At 72.5% G+C, this 16,321-nt stretch carries 15 protein-coding genes; 3 read left to right on the top strand and 12 right to left on the bottom strand.

What is annotated here, in order from left to right; genetic code table 11:
• The 12 genes from ACR9ZG_RS04365 to ACR9ZG_RS04310 all read right to left on the bottom strand — a co-directional run bounded on the left by ACR9ZG_RS04365 (position 1) and on the right by ACR9ZG_RS04310 (position 13,422).
• Positions 1-1,164, bottom strand: a complete 1,164-nt coding sequence (locus tag ACR9ZG_RS04365; RefSeq protein WP_481283601.1) for a 4-hydroxybenzoate 3-monooxygenase — start codon at positions 1,162-1,164, stop codon at positions 1-3.
• A 75-nt stretch (positions 1,165-1,239) separates the two neighbouring features.
• Positions 1,240-1,998 (bottom strand): IclR family transcriptional regulator, encoded by a 759-nt coding sequence (locus ACR9ZG_RS04360; RefSeq protein WP_481283600.1) that lies wholly within the window; start codon positions 1,996-1,998, stop codon positions 1,240-1,242.
• Positions 1,999-2,023: 25 nt separating this feature from the next.
• Entirely contained in the window at positions 2,024-3,595 is a 1,572-nt protein-coding gene (locus tag ACR9ZG_RS04355) for a GMC oxidoreductase (RefSeq protein WP_481283599.1), read from the bottom strand.
• 17 nt (positions 3,596-3,612) lie between these two features.
• The gene (locus ACR9ZG_RS04350; protein ID WP_481283598.1) at positions 3,613-5,106 is read right to left on the bottom strand and encodes an MFS transporter; all 1,494 of its coding nucleotides are present in this window, start codon (positions 5,104-5,106) and stop codon (positions 3,613-3,615) included.
• Positions 5,107-5,252: 146 nt separating this feature from the next.
• Positions 5,253-6,230, bottom strand: coding sequence for a fumarylacetoacetate hydrolase family protein (locus tag ACR9ZG_RS04345; protein ID WP_481283597.1), 978 nt, complete (start codon positions 6,228-6,230; stop codon positions 5,253-5,255).
• Positions 6,227-7,252 carry an amidohydrolase family protein gene (locus tag ACR9ZG_RS04340; protein ID WP_481283596.1) on the bottom strand — a complete coding sequence of 342 codons (1,026 nt, stop codon included), beginning with the start codon at positions 7,250-7,252 and terminating at the stop codon, positions 6,227-6,229. The genes ACR9ZG_RS04345 and ACR9ZG_RS04340 overlap by 4 nt, the downstream gene beginning before the upstream one ends.
• The gene (locus ACR9ZG_RS04335; RefSeq protein ID WP_481283595.1) at positions 7,249-8,382 is read right to left on the bottom strand and encodes an FAD-dependent monooxygenase; all 1,134 of its coding nucleotides are present in this window, start codon (positions 8,380-8,382) and stop codon (positions 7,249-7,251) included. The genes ACR9ZG_RS04340 and ACR9ZG_RS04335 overlap by 4 nt, the downstream gene beginning before the upstream one ends.
• Before the next feature lie 44 nt (positions 8,383-8,426).
• Positions 8,427-9,440, bottom strand: coding sequence for a cyclase family protein (locus ACR9ZG_RS04330; RefSeq protein WP_481283594.1), 1,014 nt, complete (start codon positions 9,438-9,440; stop codon positions 8,427-8,429).
• Positions 9,437-10,402 (bottom strand): fumarylacetoacetate hydrolase family protein, encoded by a 966-nt coding sequence (locus ACR9ZG_RS04325; protein ID WP_481283593.1) that lies wholly within the window; start codon positions 10,400-10,402, stop codon positions 9,437-9,439. Before ACR9ZG_RS04325 ends, ACR9ZG_RS04330 begins: the two co-directional genes overlap by 4 nt.
• Before the next feature lie 82 nt (positions 10,403-10,484).
• Positions 10,485-11,501, bottom strand: a complete 1,017-nt coding sequence (locus ACR9ZG_RS04320; protein WP_481283592.1) for a VOC family protein — start codon at positions 11,499-11,501, stop codon at positions 10,485-10,487.
• Positions 11,502-11,608: 107 nt separating this feature from the next.
• On the bottom strand, positions 11,609-12,385 hold the full coding sequence (locus tag ACR9ZG_RS04315; RefSeq protein ID WP_481283591.1) for a hypothetical protein: 777 nt from the start codon (positions 12,383-12,385) through the stop codon (positions 11,609-11,611).
• Positions 12,382-13,422 carry a Gfo/Idh/MocA family protein gene (locus ACR9ZG_RS04310; protein ID WP_481283590.1) on the bottom strand — a complete coding sequence of 347 codons (1,041 nt, stop codon included), beginning with the start codon at positions 13,420-13,422 and terminating at the stop codon, positions 12,382-12,384. Before ACR9ZG_RS04310 ends, ACR9ZG_RS04315 begins: the two co-directional genes overlap by 4 nt.
• Positions 13,423-13,522: 100 nt before the next feature.
• Here ACR9ZG_RS04310 and ACR9ZG_RS04305 point away from each other — a divergent pair, with 100 nt between their 5' ends.
• The 3 genes from ACR9ZG_RS04305 to ACR9ZG_RS04295 are packed head-to-tail and all read left to right on the top strand — an operon-like array spanning position 13,523 to position 16,273.
• The gene (locus ACR9ZG_RS04305) at positions 13,523-14,788 is read left to right on the top strand and encodes an ROK family protein (protein ID WP_481283589.1); all 1,266 of its coding nucleotides are present in this window, start codon (positions 13,523-13,525) and stop codon (positions 14,786-14,788) included.
• A gap of 55 nt (positions 14,789-14,843) precedes the next feature.
• Entirely contained in the window at positions 14,844-15,218 is a 375-nt protein-coding gene (locus tag ACR9ZG_RS04300; RefSeq protein ID WP_481283588.1) for a hypothetical protein, read from the top strand.
• The gene (locus ACR9ZG_RS04295; protein ID WP_481283587.1) at positions 15,215-16,273 is read left to right on the top strand and encodes a sugar phosphate isomerase/epimerase family protein; all 1,059 of its coding nucleotides are present in this window, start codon (positions 15,215-15,217) and stop codon (positions 16,271-16,273) included. The genes ACR9ZG_RS04300 and ACR9ZG_RS04295 overlap by 4 nt, the downstream gene beginning before the upstream one ends.
• Positions 16,274-16,321 lie beyond the last annotated feature (48 nt).

Genomic DNA, 16,321 nt, shown 5'->3' with positions numbered 1-16,321 from the left:
TCAGAAGGGGAGGCCGGCGTACTGCTCGGCGAGCGCGGCCTGCGCGTGCCGGGATCCGGTGGTGTATTCGAGCTGCCCGACCTGGCTGCGGTACCGGAAGGCGCGGGTCGCCTCGTCGGCGATCTCGCGGTGCACGTGCAGCATCTCGGTCATCCACTGCGAGAACTGCTGCACCTTCCACTGCCGGGCGAGCGCCGACGAGCTGTAGTGCGTGAGCGGGGTCTCGTCGCCACGGTGCTGCGCGACGAGCGCGCGGCCGAGCAGGGCGACGTCGGCGATGGCGGAGTTGAGCCCCTTCGCCCCGGTCGGCGGGACGATGTGGCCCGCGTCGCCGACAAGGAAGAGGCGGCCGTGCCCCAGGGTGGAGGCGACGAAGCTGCGCATCGGCGTGATCGACTTCTCGGTGATCCGCCCCTCCCGCAGGGTCCAGCCCGCGACGCCGAGCCTGGTCTGCAGCTGCTCCCAGATGCGGTCGTCCGGCCACTCGTCGATCGACTCCGCCGGATCGACCTGCAGGTACAGCCGCGACACCTGCGGCGACCGCATCGAGTGCATCGCGAACCCGTCCCGGTGCAGCGCGTAGATGAGGTCGTCGGTGGACGGCGGGACGTCGGCCAGGATCCCGAGCCAGGCGTACGGGTAGCTGCGCTCGAGCGCCTTGACGCCGGGGATGCTCGGCCGGCAGACGCCGTGGTAGCCGTCGGCGCCGACGATGAACGCGCAGTCGATCCGCTCACCGTCGCCGGTGGTCACGTACGGCACGTCCGAGTCGATCTCGTGCGGGGTCACGGCGTCGACCTCGAAGCGGATGTCCGACCCGATGCGCTCGTGCTCGGCGAGCAGGTGCTTCACGAGCGCCTGCTGCCCGTAGACCGTGACGGTGCGGCCGACCAGGTCGAGGAAGTCGACGTGGTGCCGCTGCCCCTCGTACTGCAGGTAGATGCCGTGGTGGGTGAGGCCGCGCTCGGCGAGGTCGGCGTCGAGACCGAGCCCGCGGAGGGTGTCGACGGAGCCCTGTTCGAGGACGCCCGCGCGGATGCGGCTCAGGACGTGGTCGCGGCTCTTCTGCTCGAGGATCACGAACGCGATCCCGGCGCGGTGGAGGATGTGGCCGAGGAGCAGCCCGGCGGGGCCGGCTCCGATGATGGCGACCTGGGTGCGCATGCTCCGCCTCTCACGACGTCGGGAAGGTCACCCCATCGTCGTCGCCGCACGCGCGGCGCGGACCGCGATTTCCGCTCAGTGGAAGGCGAATCCGAGGGCGTTCGAGATGCCGCGGGCGGCCATCCTGACACCGAGCTCGAACTGGGGCTCCGCCCTCCTGTCGGCCCGTGCGATCACCGAGACGGCCGCGACGACCTCCCCGCCCGCATCCTTGATCGGAGCGGCGACCGAGAAGGCGCCGCGCGTCATCTCCTCGACCGAGACGGACAGGCCGGTCGCCCGGATGCCGGCGAGCCGCTCTCGGAGCTCGCGCTCCCCGGTCAGCGTGTTCGGCAGGAACTTGCGCGGGCCGCCGGCGAGCACGGCGTCGAAGACCTCCGGCGGCGAGTACGCCAGCAGCACCAGGCCGACACCCGTCGCGTGCAGCGGCAGGACGGACCCGACGTCGCTGATCACCGGGACGGCGCCATCGCCGGAGAGCCGCTCGAGGTAGACGGCGCCGAGCCCGTCGCGGACCGCGAGGTGCACGTGCTCGCCGGTGGCGTGCAGCAGGTCCTCGAGGTAGGGCAGGGCAGTCTCGCGGAGGCGCCGCGCCGTCGGCTGGCGCACGCCCAGCTTCCAGAGCTTGATGCCGACGCGGTAGCGGCCGTCGTCGCCGCGGACGAGGCCGCCCCACTCCACCCACTCGGCGAGCAGGCGATGCGTGGTCGAGACCGGGAGACGGGCGCGGCGGGCGACCTCGCTGAGCGTCAGCTCGTCGCCGCGCTCGAAGGCGTCGCCGATCGCGAACACCCGCGAGGCGACGCTCCGCTCGTCCGCCGCACCGCCCGCCATCGCAACAGCCTACGGCCGGCCAGACTCAGTCGCTCAGGTCGGCGATCGCCCGCCTGGCCCCGCGCACTGCGATGGCGACGCTCATGAGCGTCGGGTTCATCGTGGTCGCGGTCGGGATCAGCGCGTTGCCGCCGACGACGAGGTTCTCGTGCCCCCACACGCGCGAGTACGGGTCGGCGACCGAGGTCCCGTCGTCCGTCTCGCCCATCCGCATCGTGCCCTGGTAGTGGAGGCTCGACCCGTTGGGCAGCAGGCGCGGCTCGGCGATGAACTCGCCCAGCGCGGCTCCCGCTCGGCGCAGGTGCTCGGTGCCGTTCGCGATCTCCGCCTCCTCGGTGTCGGTCAGCTCGTACCGGATCGTCATGTTCGGGAAGCCGCGGTAGTCGGGCTCGGCGTCGTCGAAGGTCACGGCGTCCTCGAAGCGCGGGCTCTTGCGCATCCCGTAGCCCATGTTCACGTACCCCCAGCGGTTGCCGGCGGCGGGGTGCTCGGGGTCGAGCTGGAACGGCGGGTTCTCGGCGTACATCACCTGCAGGGAGAACGGGTGGTTCGGCTCGGAGAAGGGGATGCGGTTGACCGCGGCGACCGGGTCGGCCGGGTTCGTGGCCCGTCGGGCCAGCTCGGCGTCCAGCTGCTCCTCGGTGGCGTAGCGGCTCATCCTCTCGCCGTCGAGGGCGACGGTGGAGATGACGACGGGGTGCTCGGTCAGGTAGTGCCCGAGCGCCCGCGGCCGGATGCCGGACGCCCAGAGCAGCTGCGGTGAGCGGAACGCGTCGGCGGCCACGACCACGAGGTCGGCGGCGACGAAGGAGGTCTCGTGGGTGCGGAGATCCTCCACGGTGACACCGGTCACCCGCGACCCGTCGCGCTCGACCCGGCGCACGAGCGTGAGGTCGCGCAGCTCGAAGCGCTCGGAGAGGTCGCTCGACGGGTCGGCCAGCGGACCGAGCACCACGTCGGCGCCGGCCCAGCGCATGGAGCCGTCCGGCTGCGGGTCGCCCGAGACGGGGAGCGTGCCGGGACCGTAGCCCTCGGGGAGTTCGGCGCCGAACTCGTCCGCCAGCAGCGAGCGGATCGCGGCGCCCACCCCGGAGTCGCCGAAGGCCGAGCGCTGCACGTGCAGCAGCGCCTCCGCCTGGCCGATGAGCTCGTCCCACTCGGCGTCCGGGATGAAGGACACCCGCTCGGAGAAGGCGGGCGCCGGGGTCGCGCAGGTCCAGTGCGCGCCCATGCCGCCGACGTTGGTCGAAGCCGCGGCGGCCGGGAAGGTCTCGGCGTGCGCCGAACCGGCGCCGCCGAAGTCGAGCAGGTGCGTGCCGCCGCGCGCGGTGAACATGCCCTCGACCACGACCGACTCCGGGATGCCGAGCGACTCGCGGAACGATCCGGCCTGCGGGCCCTGCGACCGCTCGCGGGCCCGCTCCTTCACGGCGGGGTCCGGGATGTTGCGCACGCTCTCGCCCGGGATGTCGGTCAGCTGGGGACCCGCTTCGAACATGATCACGTTCGCGTCGGGCAGCCCCTCCAGCAGGAGCCGGGCGTAGGTCGAGCCGATCGGCCCGCTTCCGACGATGGCGATGGTCGGTGAGGTGGTCATCTGGTTCTCCGTGTGGTTCAGGCGGTCAGGGATTCGGAAGCGGGCGCCGGCGCCGGCGTGTGCTCGTCGGAGAGCGTGCCGGCGGGCAGCAGCAGGGCGGCGACGAAGCCGACGGCGTAGGTGGCGGCCAGCGCGACGAACACGGGTGCGAAGACGTCCCGGTAGATCTGGGCGATCTGGCTCTGCACCTCGGGCGCGGAGCCGTGCACGATCGCCGGCGTGAGGGTGGCCGGGTCGAGTCCTCCTGGCAGGAGGGCGGCGACGCCGACGCCGACGACGCCGCCGATCACCGCGGTCATCACCGTGGAGCCGATCTGGCGGACGAGGTTGACGGTCGCGGTCACCGCACCGGTCTGGCTGCGCGGGGCGCCGGACTGCACGACCGCGACGATGAGACTCATGAACGCGCCCGTTCCCAGCCCGACCACCGCCATGACGGCCATCGGCACCCCCAGCGGCAGGCCGACCGGGAGGGCGGCCATCGCGAGCAGGCCGGCCGCGCCCAGCGCCGTGCCCACGATCGGGAAGACGCGATAGTGACCGGTCCGGCTGGAGAGCCAGCCTGTCAGCAGGTTGCTCACCAGCATCCCGAAGACGGTCGCGATCGGGACGAGTCCCGAGACCGTGGCGCTCGTGCGGTAGGCCATCTGGAAGTAGGTGGGCAGGTACGAGGTGATCGAGAAGAGCCCGACCCCGACGACGGCGGAGACGGCCATGCCGGCCGCGATCGTGCGGCTCCGGAACAGGCCGAGCGGGACGAGCGGGTGCGGCGCCCGCAGCTCGAAGAGCAGGAACGCCGAGAAGAACAGCGCGGCGACGACGAACGCGACGGCGGCGCTCGGCCCCTGCCCCGGCTCCCCCGCCCAGGTCACGCCGAGCACCACGGCGACGAGCGTGACCGTCAGCGTCACCGTCCCCCCGACGTCGAACCGGCCCGGGTTCCGCTCGGCGACGTGAGGCACGGCGAAGATCGCCAGCGCGAGCGCCACGAGACCGACCGGGCCGTTGACCCAGAACACCCACGGCCAGCCCCAGTAGTCGGTGATCAGGCCGCCGAGGACCGGACCGATGAGGATGGCGACCGGGAAGGCGGCGCCCACGATCGCGAGGTACTTGGGCCGCTGCCGCGGCGTGGTCGCGTGGGCGATGATCGTCTGCGACATGAGCTGGAGGCCGGCCGAGCTCATCCCCTGCACCACGCGCGCGGCGATCAGCCACGGCATGCTGGCCGCGAACCCGCAGGCGACGGAGGCGACGATGAACACGACCAGCGAGGCCAGGAAGACGGCCCGCGGGCCGATGATGTCGCCGAGCTTGCCGAGCACCGGGAGGAGGACCGTGCTGGCGAGCGTGTAGCCGACGACGATCCAGCCCATGTGCTCGAGGGCGCCGAGCTGGCCGGCGACCGTCGCCAGCGCCGTGCTGACGATGGTGTTGTCGAGCGCGCCGAGGAACGAGACGGTGAGCAGGGAGCCGACGAGGAGGCGGAGTCTGAGCGGTGAGAGCTGCATACGCGGATTCACCCGAACGATCGGGTCGTCGACGCGACCTGGTGTGCCCCCGCCCGCAACTCCGCGGGCGGGGAACGGACCCCAGTGGGCCCCAACGTCTAGTCGATTTTATGCGATCTTCTGGCGGATTTCAACATAAGGTCGTTTCAGGCGTCGGCCGACGCCCGCTCCCGCGCGCGATCGCGCGGTCGCGCCGGCGGGAGGGGCGGCGCGGGGACGGCCGCGCCCACCGTGTTCTCCAGCGAGCCGATGCCCTCGACCGTCATCCGCACCACGTCGCCCTCGCGCAGCGGCGCCGGTTCGAGCGAGCCGCTGCGACCCCACAGCTCCGCCAGGCAGCCGCCGTTGCCCGTCGTCCCCGAGCCGAGCACGTCGCCGGCGACCACCACGGAGTTGCGGGAGGCGTACGCCACCAGCTCCGGGAAGGGCCAGCCCATGTTCGACACGAGGTCGTGGCCGATGCGCTCGCCGTTGACCTCGACCTCCGCACGGATCGCGAGGAAGCCGTCGTCGTCGAGGTACCCGTCGAACTCGTCCGCGGTGACGATCCACGGACCGAGGCTGGAGCCGAAGTCCTTGCCCTTGGCGGGGCCGAGGCGCACCTTCATCTCCCGCGACTGCAGATCGCGGGCGGACCAGTCGTTGAGGATGGTGTAGCCGAAGATCGCGCGCGCGGCCTCCTCGGGGGTCAGGTTGGCGCCGCCCCCTCCCCCGATCACGGCCGCGACCTCGAGCTCGAAGTCGAGCCGCTGGGACTCCGGCGGCGACAGGGTGTCGCCCGGCCCCAGCACCGTGTGGGGGTTGGTGAAGTAGAAGGTCGGCGCCTGATACCACTCCGGCACGACCTCGCTCTTGCCGTCGACCGACGCGCTGACGCCCTCCACGTGCTCCTCGAAGGCGACGAAGTCGCGGATGGAGGCGGGCGCCAGCGGGGCGAGCAGGCGCACCTCGGCGAGCGCAGTGCCCGGCTCGCTCGCGACTCGGCCGTGCAGCTCCGCTGCGGCGCCCAGTCCCGCCGACAGCACGTCGGCCACCGCGAGTCCGTCGGGGAACGGGACGACCCGCTCCCCGACGACGAAGCCCTCCGCCGGCCGGTCGCCCCGCATCCAGCGCGCCAGCCTCATGCCCGCACCGCCTGCTCCAGCAGGGCGGCGGCGTTCCCGCTCAGGATGGCCGTCTCCGTCTGAGCCGGGAGCCGCGCCGACCGCACGAAGCCCACCGGGTCGTCCGGTCCCATGTCGAACGGGAAGTCGCTGCCCAGCAGGACGCGCTCCTCCCCCGCGACCGCGATGAGCTGGCGCAGCACCCCCGGGTCGTGGACGACGGTGTCGAACCACAGCTTCCGGAGATAGCTCGACGGCTCGTGCTCGCAGCCGTGCGCCTCCGGCCGGACGCGCCAGGCATGGTCCGAGCGCCCGATCGCGGTCGGCAGGTAGCCGCCGCCGTGGGCGGCGACCAGGCGCAGACCGGGGTGGCGGTCGAGCACGCCGGCGAAGATGAGGTGCGAGAGCGCGACCGCGTTCTCGACCGGCTGGCCGACGGTGTTGGAGAGGTAGAAGCGGTCCAGCCGCTCGTCGAGGCTGCAGCCGAACGGGTGCAGGAAGACGATGGCGCCCAGCTCCTCCACGCGCGACCAGAACGGCTCCAGCCGGGGGTCGGACAGCTCGACGTCACCCGCGAAGGACGAGATCTCGACGCCGGCCAGACCGCGACCGAGCACCGCGTCGTCCACGAGGTCCAGGATGCGGGACGGATGCTGCAGCGGGACCAGGCCGAGACCGGTGAGCCGGTCGGGAGCGCCGGCGACGTGCTCGGCGATCAGCCGGTTCGCCTCCGAGGCGATCCACACGGCGAGCTGCTCCTCCGCCCACGGGTAGAAGTGGCTCGGCGACGGGCTCACCCACTGGCGCTCGACACCCTGGTCGTCCATCGCGGCCAGCCGGGCGCCGAGGTCGGTGAGCCGAGGAAACCGCTCGCCGATCATGCGCCCGGAGGCGGCGAGGCTCTCCGGCCCGTTGCGCCGCGCCTCCAGCGCCTGCCCCGCCGCGAACGCCTCTGGCGCGCGGCGCTCGACCTCCGCCTGGAGCCCGGGGAGCAGGAGGTGCGCGTGGACGTCGGTCACCGGGTGCTGCGTCGCGGCGCTCATGCCGGCTCCGCCATCCGGTGCGCGATGCCGAAGATCAGGCCGGCCGCGTCGGCGTCCCTGTCCCCGTCGATCTGCCACTGCCCGAGCTGGACCGACGCCTCGACCACCGCCTTCGCGCGCGGGACCCGGCGGGCGTGGAACTCGTCCCACAGGTCCTGATCGAGCCGATCCCGCCCGGTCAGCAGGTCGGTGAGCACGAGCGCGTCCTCCAGGGCCTGCGCCGCGCCCTGCGCGATCGTCGGCGGGCAGCTGTGGGCGGCGTCGCCGATGATGACCGTGCGGCCGCGGTTCCACGCGCCCTCGACGAGGTGGGAGGTGAACCAGGTGTAGTTGACGCGGGCGCCGGCCTCGAGGTCGGCGCGGATCGACTCCCACGGGCCCTGGTAGGCCTGCGACTCCGCGATCATGATCCGGCTCGCCTCGGCGTCGTCGACGCCGAAGCGGTCCTCGGCCTTCTCGACCAGGAAGGCGTACATCGAGTCCTCGCCGGTCGGCGTGTACCCCGCGATGTAGACCGGGCCGCCGTAGTACAGCTCGCTGCGGGTGACGTCGGCCGGGCGGGAGACGAACGACCGCCAGATGCCCATCCCGGTCGGCTTCGGTGCGTCCTCGATCCCCACGAGGCCGCGGACGGTCGAGTTCAGGCCGTCCGCGCCGATGAGGAGGTCGTAGCGGCCGGCCGACTCTCCGTCGACCAGCACGTCGACGCTGTCGCCGTCGTCCGCCACCCCCGTCACCTTCGACGCCCAGTGGATGCGGACCCCCACCGCCTCCGCGCGATCGAGGAGGATGCGCGCGAGGTCGGGACGGTACATGCCCATGCCCGCGGGATACTCCGGCCCGCCGGTCTTGACGTCCGGGAGCTCGGCGACGATCGGAGCGCCGGGGCCGGGGGCTCGCAGGTTGAGGCCCTCGAAGGGATAGCCGGCGTCGCGCACCTCGTCCCACACGCCCAGGCGGTCGAACACCCGCAGAGCGTTGCCCTGCAGGGTGATGCCCGATCCGAGCGCGCTCAGCTCGGGCTTGGCCTCGAAGACGTCGACCTCGACGCCGGCCTTCGCGAGCTGGATGGCGGCCGCCAGCGCCGCGATACCGCTGCCCGCGATCGCGACCTTCTTCACTGCGGTCATGTCAGAACCTCTCTGTTCTTGCTGTGTTCGGTGTGCCTGGTCGATCAGAGCACGGCGACGGGGTTGATCGGCGAACCCACGGCCCCGGTGATCCGCAGCGGCGCGGCGGTCAGCAGGAACTCCCACCGGTCGCGCTCGGCGCAGGCCGCGCTCAGCCGGTCCAGATCCCACAGCTCGCCGATGGTCAGCCCCATGTTCGGGATGGCGACCTGGTGCAGCGGCTGGAAGGCGGGCACGTCGAACTCGTTCGGCCGCACCTCGAAGCCCCAGGTGTCCGTCGCGATCGCCGCGACCTCTGTCCGGTGGAGCCAGCCGGCCGACGTCAGCGACAGCCCGGGCGCGGCGCCGCCGGCGTAGTCGCCCCAGCCCTCGCGGCGGGCACGCGCCAGGTGGCCGGTCCTGATCAGCACGATGTCGCCGCGGCCGACCCGCGCGGTCGTTCCCTGCGCCGCGGCGCAGGCCTCGAGGTCGGCCGGGGTGATCGCGTAGCCGTCCTCCAGCTCGCCGGTCGCGGGGCGGAGGTGGCGGCCCAGGTCGAGCAGCACCCCGCGCGACACGATGACGTCCGCGGCGTGCTCGATGCCGGTCACCAGGTCGCCGTCGCTCGTGACGACGTCGCCCGCGCGGCGGCCGTTCCAGGCGAAGCCGTGGTCGAAGATGTGGCCCAGCCCGTCCCACTGGGTGGAGCACTGCAGCGGCATCGCGACGACGTCGTCGGCGCCACCCAGCCCGTGCGGGAAGCCCTGGTTGCCGCGCTCGGCGTCCGTGCCCGTGTCGAGCATGGTGTGCACCGGGTTCGTGCGGCGGCGCCACCCCTTCTGCGGCCCGTCCATGTCGAACGACTGGCTCAGCGAGAGCGACAGGCCATCGCGGACGAGCCCTGCGGCCTCCACCCGCTTGGCCTCGTCGATGAAGTTGAGGGTGCCCAGTACGTCGTCGTCGCCCCAGCGGCCCCAGTTGCGGTACGCCTCCGCCCGCGCGGCGATCTCGCCCTCCGGGTCGTTCCTGTCGAGCAGCGCCGGATCCTCCGCAGGCGCCTCGGTGCGCACGTCGCTCATCGTCCCTCTCCTTCCGCCACGCAGCGGACGACCTGGGTGCCCAGGCCCTCGATGCTGCCGGTCATCACGTCCCCGTCGCGCAGGAACCTCTTCCAGTGCTGCCCGTTGCCGGCCGGGCTCCCGGTCAGCAGCAGGTCGCCGGGGAGCACCGGCATGGTCTGCGAGGCGCCCGAGATGAGCGCCGGGATGTCGAAGAGGAGGTCGCTGGTCGACGCGTCCTGCATCACCTGGCCGTTGAGCTCCAGGCGGAGGTTCAGGTCGGCGGGCTCGACGAACGGAGCCGGGACGAGGAAGGGGCCGGTGGGCAGGAAGCCGGGCGCGTTCTTCGCCCGGTACCAGTCCGTCCCGATCTCCTTCATGTCCTTGCGGAACACGAGGTCCCTGGTGGTGATGTCGTTGGCGATCGTGTACCCGGCGACGTGGGACATGGCCTCCTCGCGGCTCACCCGGAAGGCGGGGGCGCCGATCACCACGGCGAGCTCGAGCTCCCAGTCGTGCACGTCGCTGTATGCGGGGAGCACGAGCGGCACGTCGTCGCCGACCACGCAGGCCGGGAGGCCGATGAAGAAGTAGGGCTCTCCGTGCGCCTTGCGCTTGTCCATCAGGTCCGCGGCGAAGGCGCGCGCCTCCTCCGGCGTGCGCGAGCCGTCCTGGGTCAGCCCGGCGGCGACGAGCTGGATGACGTGCTCGCGATAGTTCGCGCCGGTCTGGAGCACCTGCCGCGGCTCCACCGGCGCGCCGAGCACGACCTCCGCCAGCGGCCGCCACTCCCCCTCCGCGGAGGCGAGCGCGCCCAGCCGGTCCCAGTCGGGCGCGGCCAGGAAGCCGTTGAGGTCGGCCGCGCCGAGGTCGGCTGCGTCGAGCGGGCGGATGCGCTCGCCCGCGACCAGGCCGGGACGCAGCGAATCCCCGTCGCGGTAGCGTGCCAGCGCGAACGGGGCGGTGAGTCGGTTCGTCGTCATTGAGTCCTTCTCCGGTGGTGCGGGGTGGTGCGGGGCGGCCGCGGGGATGGATGGGCGCGGCCGCCCCTGGTCGTCGGCTCGGTCAGCCTCGGCCCTGCTGCGCGTACGGGTTCAGCAGGGCGTCCTTGATCTCGTCCGGCACGCCCTCCTCCGTGGCGCTGGGACCGTCGGCGGGCGGGAACGACTCGGTCATCGACATCGGCATGGCGCCGTTGCGGTAGAAGTTGTTCGACCCGAGCGACGGCTTCCAGGTGTTCGGCTCCCAGTCCGGCACGTAATTGCGGTAGCCGCCGGTGTTCAGCTCGATGCGCAGGCTGGACGGCTCGCGGTAGTACAGGAAGTTCTGCTCGCCGATGCCGTGGATGGAGGGGCCGTACTCGATCGGGATGCCGTTCTCCATGAGCACGTCGGCCGCGATGAGCAGCTCCTCGCGGGTGTCGACCCAGAACGCGTAGTGGTTGACGCGGCCGGCGCGGCTGGAGCCGTCCAGCACGACGCCGAGGTCGTGCGACTTCTCGTTGGTGGTGAGCACCGAGAACACCGAGATGGGCGCCTCGTCGAGCACCGTGCGCGCCATGATCCGGAAACCGAGCACGTCGTTGTACCACGTCGCGAACGCGTCGACGTCGCTGGTGGCGATCGTCACGTGGTCGAGCTGCCGCGGGGCGCCCGCGACGGAGCTGCGCTTCTCGGGCCGGTCGGGGTAGATGGAGGCGACGGCGCCGGGCGCCTGGTGGCGGGTGACGTCCCAGTGCAGGGTCATGCTGTGACCCCACGGCCCGGTGAAGCGGTACGCGCGGCCGATCTTGTGCACGTCGACCCACTCGCCCTCGACACCGGCGGCCTCCAGGCGGCGCGCCGCTTCGTCGAGCGCCTCGGCGCTGGAGGTCCGCCAGGCCATCGTCTCGAGCGACGGCTCGTCGCCGGGCACGACCACGACCGAGTAGGCGTAGTAGTCGCCCCAGCAGCGGAGGTAGACGCGGCCGTCGACGCGGTCCACGACCGTGAGGCCGACCTGGTCGACGTAGAACTCCACCGAGGCCTCGACGTCGGGCGACGTGATCGCCACGTACGAGAGGTGGGAGAGAAGCTTGATCATCTTCGATCCTTTCCGAAAGGGCGACTGTTCAGCCCTGGACACCTACTATTCGCGAGCCGTCGCACATCAGGGAAGCGCATATTTCCTATCCCCGGGATCGGGCTGATTTATGCGCGAGCCACGTCGGCGGCGACGCCCGCGAGGATCGAATCGGCCAGTCGCCTGTCGTGCTCGAACGCCCGAAGGTCGTCCGCTCCTGCGCCATCGGCGAGGGCCTGGAGGGCGCGGCGAAGCGTCACGCGCTCCGCCCGCTCGAAGCGTTCCGGAGTGCGCGTGGCACCATCCTCGGTCCGGGTGTCGACGGTGATGCGGCCCGCCGCCACGTCCACCTGGACGTCGGTGCGGACGACGCCCAGCACGGTGACGCGCACCGCGCCTCCCCGTGACCCCTGCTGGCGGACGTAGCCGACGGAGATCGGAGAGCCGTCCGCCGCCGAACGCAGGGACGCGAGCCCCGCGGACCCGTCGCCGGCGGCCTGGTCGATCAGCACACCGCCAGGGACGAACGCGCGGATCCAGCCGACGGCGTCCGTCAGGACGTCGAGCAGCTCCGCCGGCGGCCCGACGCACTCGACGACGATCGCGGTGTGGGGCGCCCCGTCGCGGGCGCTCAGCGCGTCGGCGACGACGTCGGGCCGCAGCCAGCGGCGGTGGACGACGACCGTGCCGACGAAGGACTCCGATCCGGGGGCGCCGGCGGCGGTGAGCACGACCGTGCCCGCCCGGTGGGCGGCGGCGCGTTCGTCGGGAGCAGGCCGCTCGCCGAGCACGACGATCTGCGGCTCCTCCCCCGGCCGCGCGTGCCTGGTCTGCGCCGGGAGCTCGGCGACGGCGGCGCGGTGCCGGCGGTCCCGGGCGAGGACGGCGATGCGGGTGTCGGTCATGCGGCGTCCCCCTGACGGACCAGCTCGGCGGCGGCGTCGGCGAGCGAGATGGCGTAGTGCGCGTCGGCGCGGATGTCGTCGTACTCGACCGCGTCTGCGCCGTCGATCAGTCGTGCGAACGCGCGCCATTCGGCCACGTAGCCGTCCTCATCGTCGTGGCGGTACTCGGTCACGCGGCCGTCGGGCCCGCGGACCGTGACCGAGGCGCTCCCCGCGTGCACGAACGCGGGCGGGAAGTCGACGTCCACGCGGTCGGCCTCGGTGGTGATGGTGAGCCGCCACAGCGCGTCCGGACCGCCGGGGAGCATGGTGAGCATCAGCTGCACCATCACCCCGCTCGCGATGAAGCCGACCGAGTAGCCGATGGGCGGCGCCAGCCGCGCGTAGACTACCCGCTCCAGCTCGGGAGCGAGGTCGCGGACGGCGGGCATGTCGTGCACGGCCAGCCCGGTGAGCAGCTGGCGCAGCACGGCGGAGGCCACCCGCGGGTCGCTCAGATCCGGCCGGCCGCGATCCGGCGAGGCGAACGGTCCCGCGTCCGACACCACCTCGTGGTAGCGCCGGTTGGGCGGCAGCGCCAGCGTCAGGGCGACGCTGCGCACGGAGCCGGAACCGGCGGTGAGGTGGTGGGTCGCACGGCCCCAGGCGGCGTCGTGCAGATGGTTCGTGCCCACGAGGAGGGCGGTGCCGCTGCTCCGGCAGGCGTCGACGACCGCATCGACATCGGCGTGCTCCGTGGCGAGCGGCTTCTCGCAGAAGATGCCACGGACTCCGGCATCCACCGCGGCCAGGATCTGGCGCGCGTGCTGGTCCGGCGGCGAGCAGAGCGCGATCACGTCGACGCGCGGATCGGCGAGCGCCTCCGCGATGTCGGTCGACCGGCGTGCGCCGAGCCGCTCCGCCGCCGCGACCGCGCGTCCGCTGCCGCTGTCGGTGACATGGACGACGGAGTACAGGTCGTCCAGTTCGCCGAGGGTCGGGATGTGCAGGGCTCCCGCGCCGGGGCCCGCGCCGATGACGGCGACTCCGTAGGGCATCTTCGCCTCCTTTTGTCAGGATTATGCCAAAGTCCGGAGCTTCCCGTCCATAGTTCGGCCGTTTCCTCCCTCTCCGTCGGAGCTTGTGTCAGAATTAACCATGGCTACAGGATCGGCGCTGAAGTTCGGCGCGCAGACCGACGAGGTCACCAGCCTCCTCCGGATCGTCAACCTCGTGCGGACCGGTGAGGCGGAGACCAGGCCCGAGATCGGACGCGTCACCGGGCTCGGGCGCGGCGTGGTCACGCAGCGCGTCGAGGCCGCCATCCAGATGGGCTTCCTCGAGGAGGGAGCGGTCGGCCCCTCCTCCGGCGGCCGGGCGCCGCGCACCCTCCGCTTCCGCTCGGACCAGGCCGTGATCCTCGTCTGCGCCCTCGGCGCACTGCACATCCGCGTCGGGCTCGCCGACCTCGACGGCACCATCCTCGCGTCCGACCACCGCCCCTGGGACATCGCCAACGGCCCAGAGCGAACGCTCGAGACGGCCTGCTCGATGCTGGACGACCTCCTGACGAATGCCGACGGCCCCACCATCTGGGCCGCGACGATCGGGGCGCCGGGCCCCGTGGATTTCGACCTCGGCTCGCCGGTGGCGCCGCCGATCATGCCCGGCTGGAACGGCTTCGACGTCCGCGGCTGGTTCCAGAAGCGCTTCGGCGCACCGGTCTGGGTCGACAACGATGTGAACCTGCTGGCCCTCGCCGAGCGGCGGCACCGCAGGGACGAGCCGGTGGACCTCATCTACTGCAAGGTCGGGAGCGGAATCGGCGCGGGGCTCGTCTCGCACGGCCGGATCCACCGCGGCGCCAACGGCGCCGCCGGCGACATCGGCCACGTGCGGATCCACGACTCGACCGCCGTCTGCCGCTGCGGCAAGATCGGCTGCCTCGAGGCGGAGGCCGGAGGCTGGGCCGTCGTCCGCGACGCCCAGGCGGCCATCGACGCCGGCGCCGACGGACTGCTGGCATCCCGGGTGGCCGATGGATCGCCGCTGACGCCCGAGGCGATCTCCATCGCGGCGATCGACGGGGATCCGCTGGCCATCCAGCTCGTGCAGCGGTCGGCGCGACTGGTCGGCGAGTCCATCGCCGCGCTGGTGAACATGTTCAACCCGGGCGTGATCGTCGTGGGCGGCGCGATGTCGTCGGCCGGGGAGGTCTTCCTCGCCGAGGTGCGGCAGCGCGTGTACGAGCTCTCGCTGCCGCTGGCGACCCGCGATCTCGCCATCGTCCGCTCGATCGGCGACGAGGACGAACCGCTGCTCGGCGGAGCGGAGCTGGCGATCGAGCAGCTGTTCGAGGTGACGTTCCCGCGCTGGTTCGCGGGAGGGCGGCCCACGGCGGAGGACGTCTACCTCGCCGCCTGAGCGGGGCGAAACTTGTTCTTCCTATTTCCGACATAAGTCGGTAGCTTTAGCGCTTATGACGCTCCCCCTTCTCCGGGACGACGCGCTCACGGTCGACGACGACCGGTTCGAGCTGCGGGTCTCCCTGCCCTGGATCCGTTCCCTGCCCCTCTCGAGCCTGCACGAGGTCGAGGTGATCATCGACGGCGCTTCCGAACCGGTCGACGTCCGCGTCGGTGACGGCGAGGGCTGGTGGTTCCTCCAGGACCGGGTCGTCCTGGCCGGCCGCCGGACGCTCGCGGACGCGCCGCACGAGGTCGACGTCGCGTTCCGGCTCGTCATCCCGTACCTGCCCGCCGGCCCGGATGCGCCGCTCACCCTCCCCTTCCGGGAGAGCCGCACGCTCCGCCCGGGCGTCGCCCTCGACTCCATCTCGAGGGACGCCGCATGAACCGGCAGACCGTCGACGAGCGGACCCCCGTGTCCACGGCGCTACCGGCAGGCTGGGCACTCAGCGCCAGCGCCTTCAACTGGACGCCGGACATCATCCGCGCCGAGCGGCCGGCCCCGGAGATCGCGGCCGACATCGTGCGCTCGGGCGTCGCGGACGCCATCGAGCTCGAACTCGGGCAGCTCTGGCGCTCGTACCCCGAGCCCGCCGACAGCGACGTCGATGCCCTGCGCGCCGCACTCGAGGACGCGGGAGGCCGGGTGAGCATCGTCGGCGCCAGCATCGACGACTGGGCCACGCCGACGCGGCGCCGCAACGAGGACGAGCGCTATGCCTTCCTGCTCCCCCAGCTGCGCGCGGCCGCGCGGCTCGGGGCGCACGGCGCCCGGCTGCCGATCGGCCAGGCCGGACCGGAGCTGCTCCGCCGGATCCGGCCGGTGCTGGCGGACCTGGACCTCACGCTGTACGAGGAGATCCAGGGCCAGCAGACTCCCGCCTCTCCGGCCGGCGCCGCGATCGACGTCATCGCAGAGCTGGACGACCCGCGGATCCGGCTGCTGATCGACATCAGCATGCTCATGCCGTCGCTGCCGCCTGGCTATGTGGAGCGACTGGCCGCGGGCGGCCTCCCGGGGACGCTGGTCGACGCCCTCGCGGACCGGTGGCGCGACGAGGGCACCGCCGATGAGGTGGTCGCGTTCCTGCGCTCGGGTGCCGTGCCGCCGCACATCCACACGCTCTACATGAACCTGCTGATCCGGTTCGGCCGGTCGCGGGTCGAGGACCTGGCCCCGATCCTCCCCCTCACCGGCGCCTTCCATCTCAAGTTCTGGGACCTGGACGATCGCGACGCGCGGGTGTCCGCCCCCATCCGCGAGCTGGGCGCCGCGCTGGCCGGGACGGGCTTCTCCGGCACGTTCTGCAGCGAGTGGGGCGGCCACGAGTGGCTCGACGACGAGAGCGCCGACAACATCACCCGGCGTCACCTCGCCCTCGCCGCGGACGCCCTGCTCGCCGGCGCGTGGGATGCGGGGAGCGCGGGCGCCGGCTCCTGAGCACCCGCTGCCCGGCGGCGCGCGAGAAGGGCCGCACGACTCACCGGT

The sequence above is a fragment of the Leifsonia sp. KNZ12-8B genome (assembly GCF_056755495.1).
Note: the sequence above shows the minus strand (reverse complement) of the source record. Positions and strands in the feature narration are given on the sequence as shown.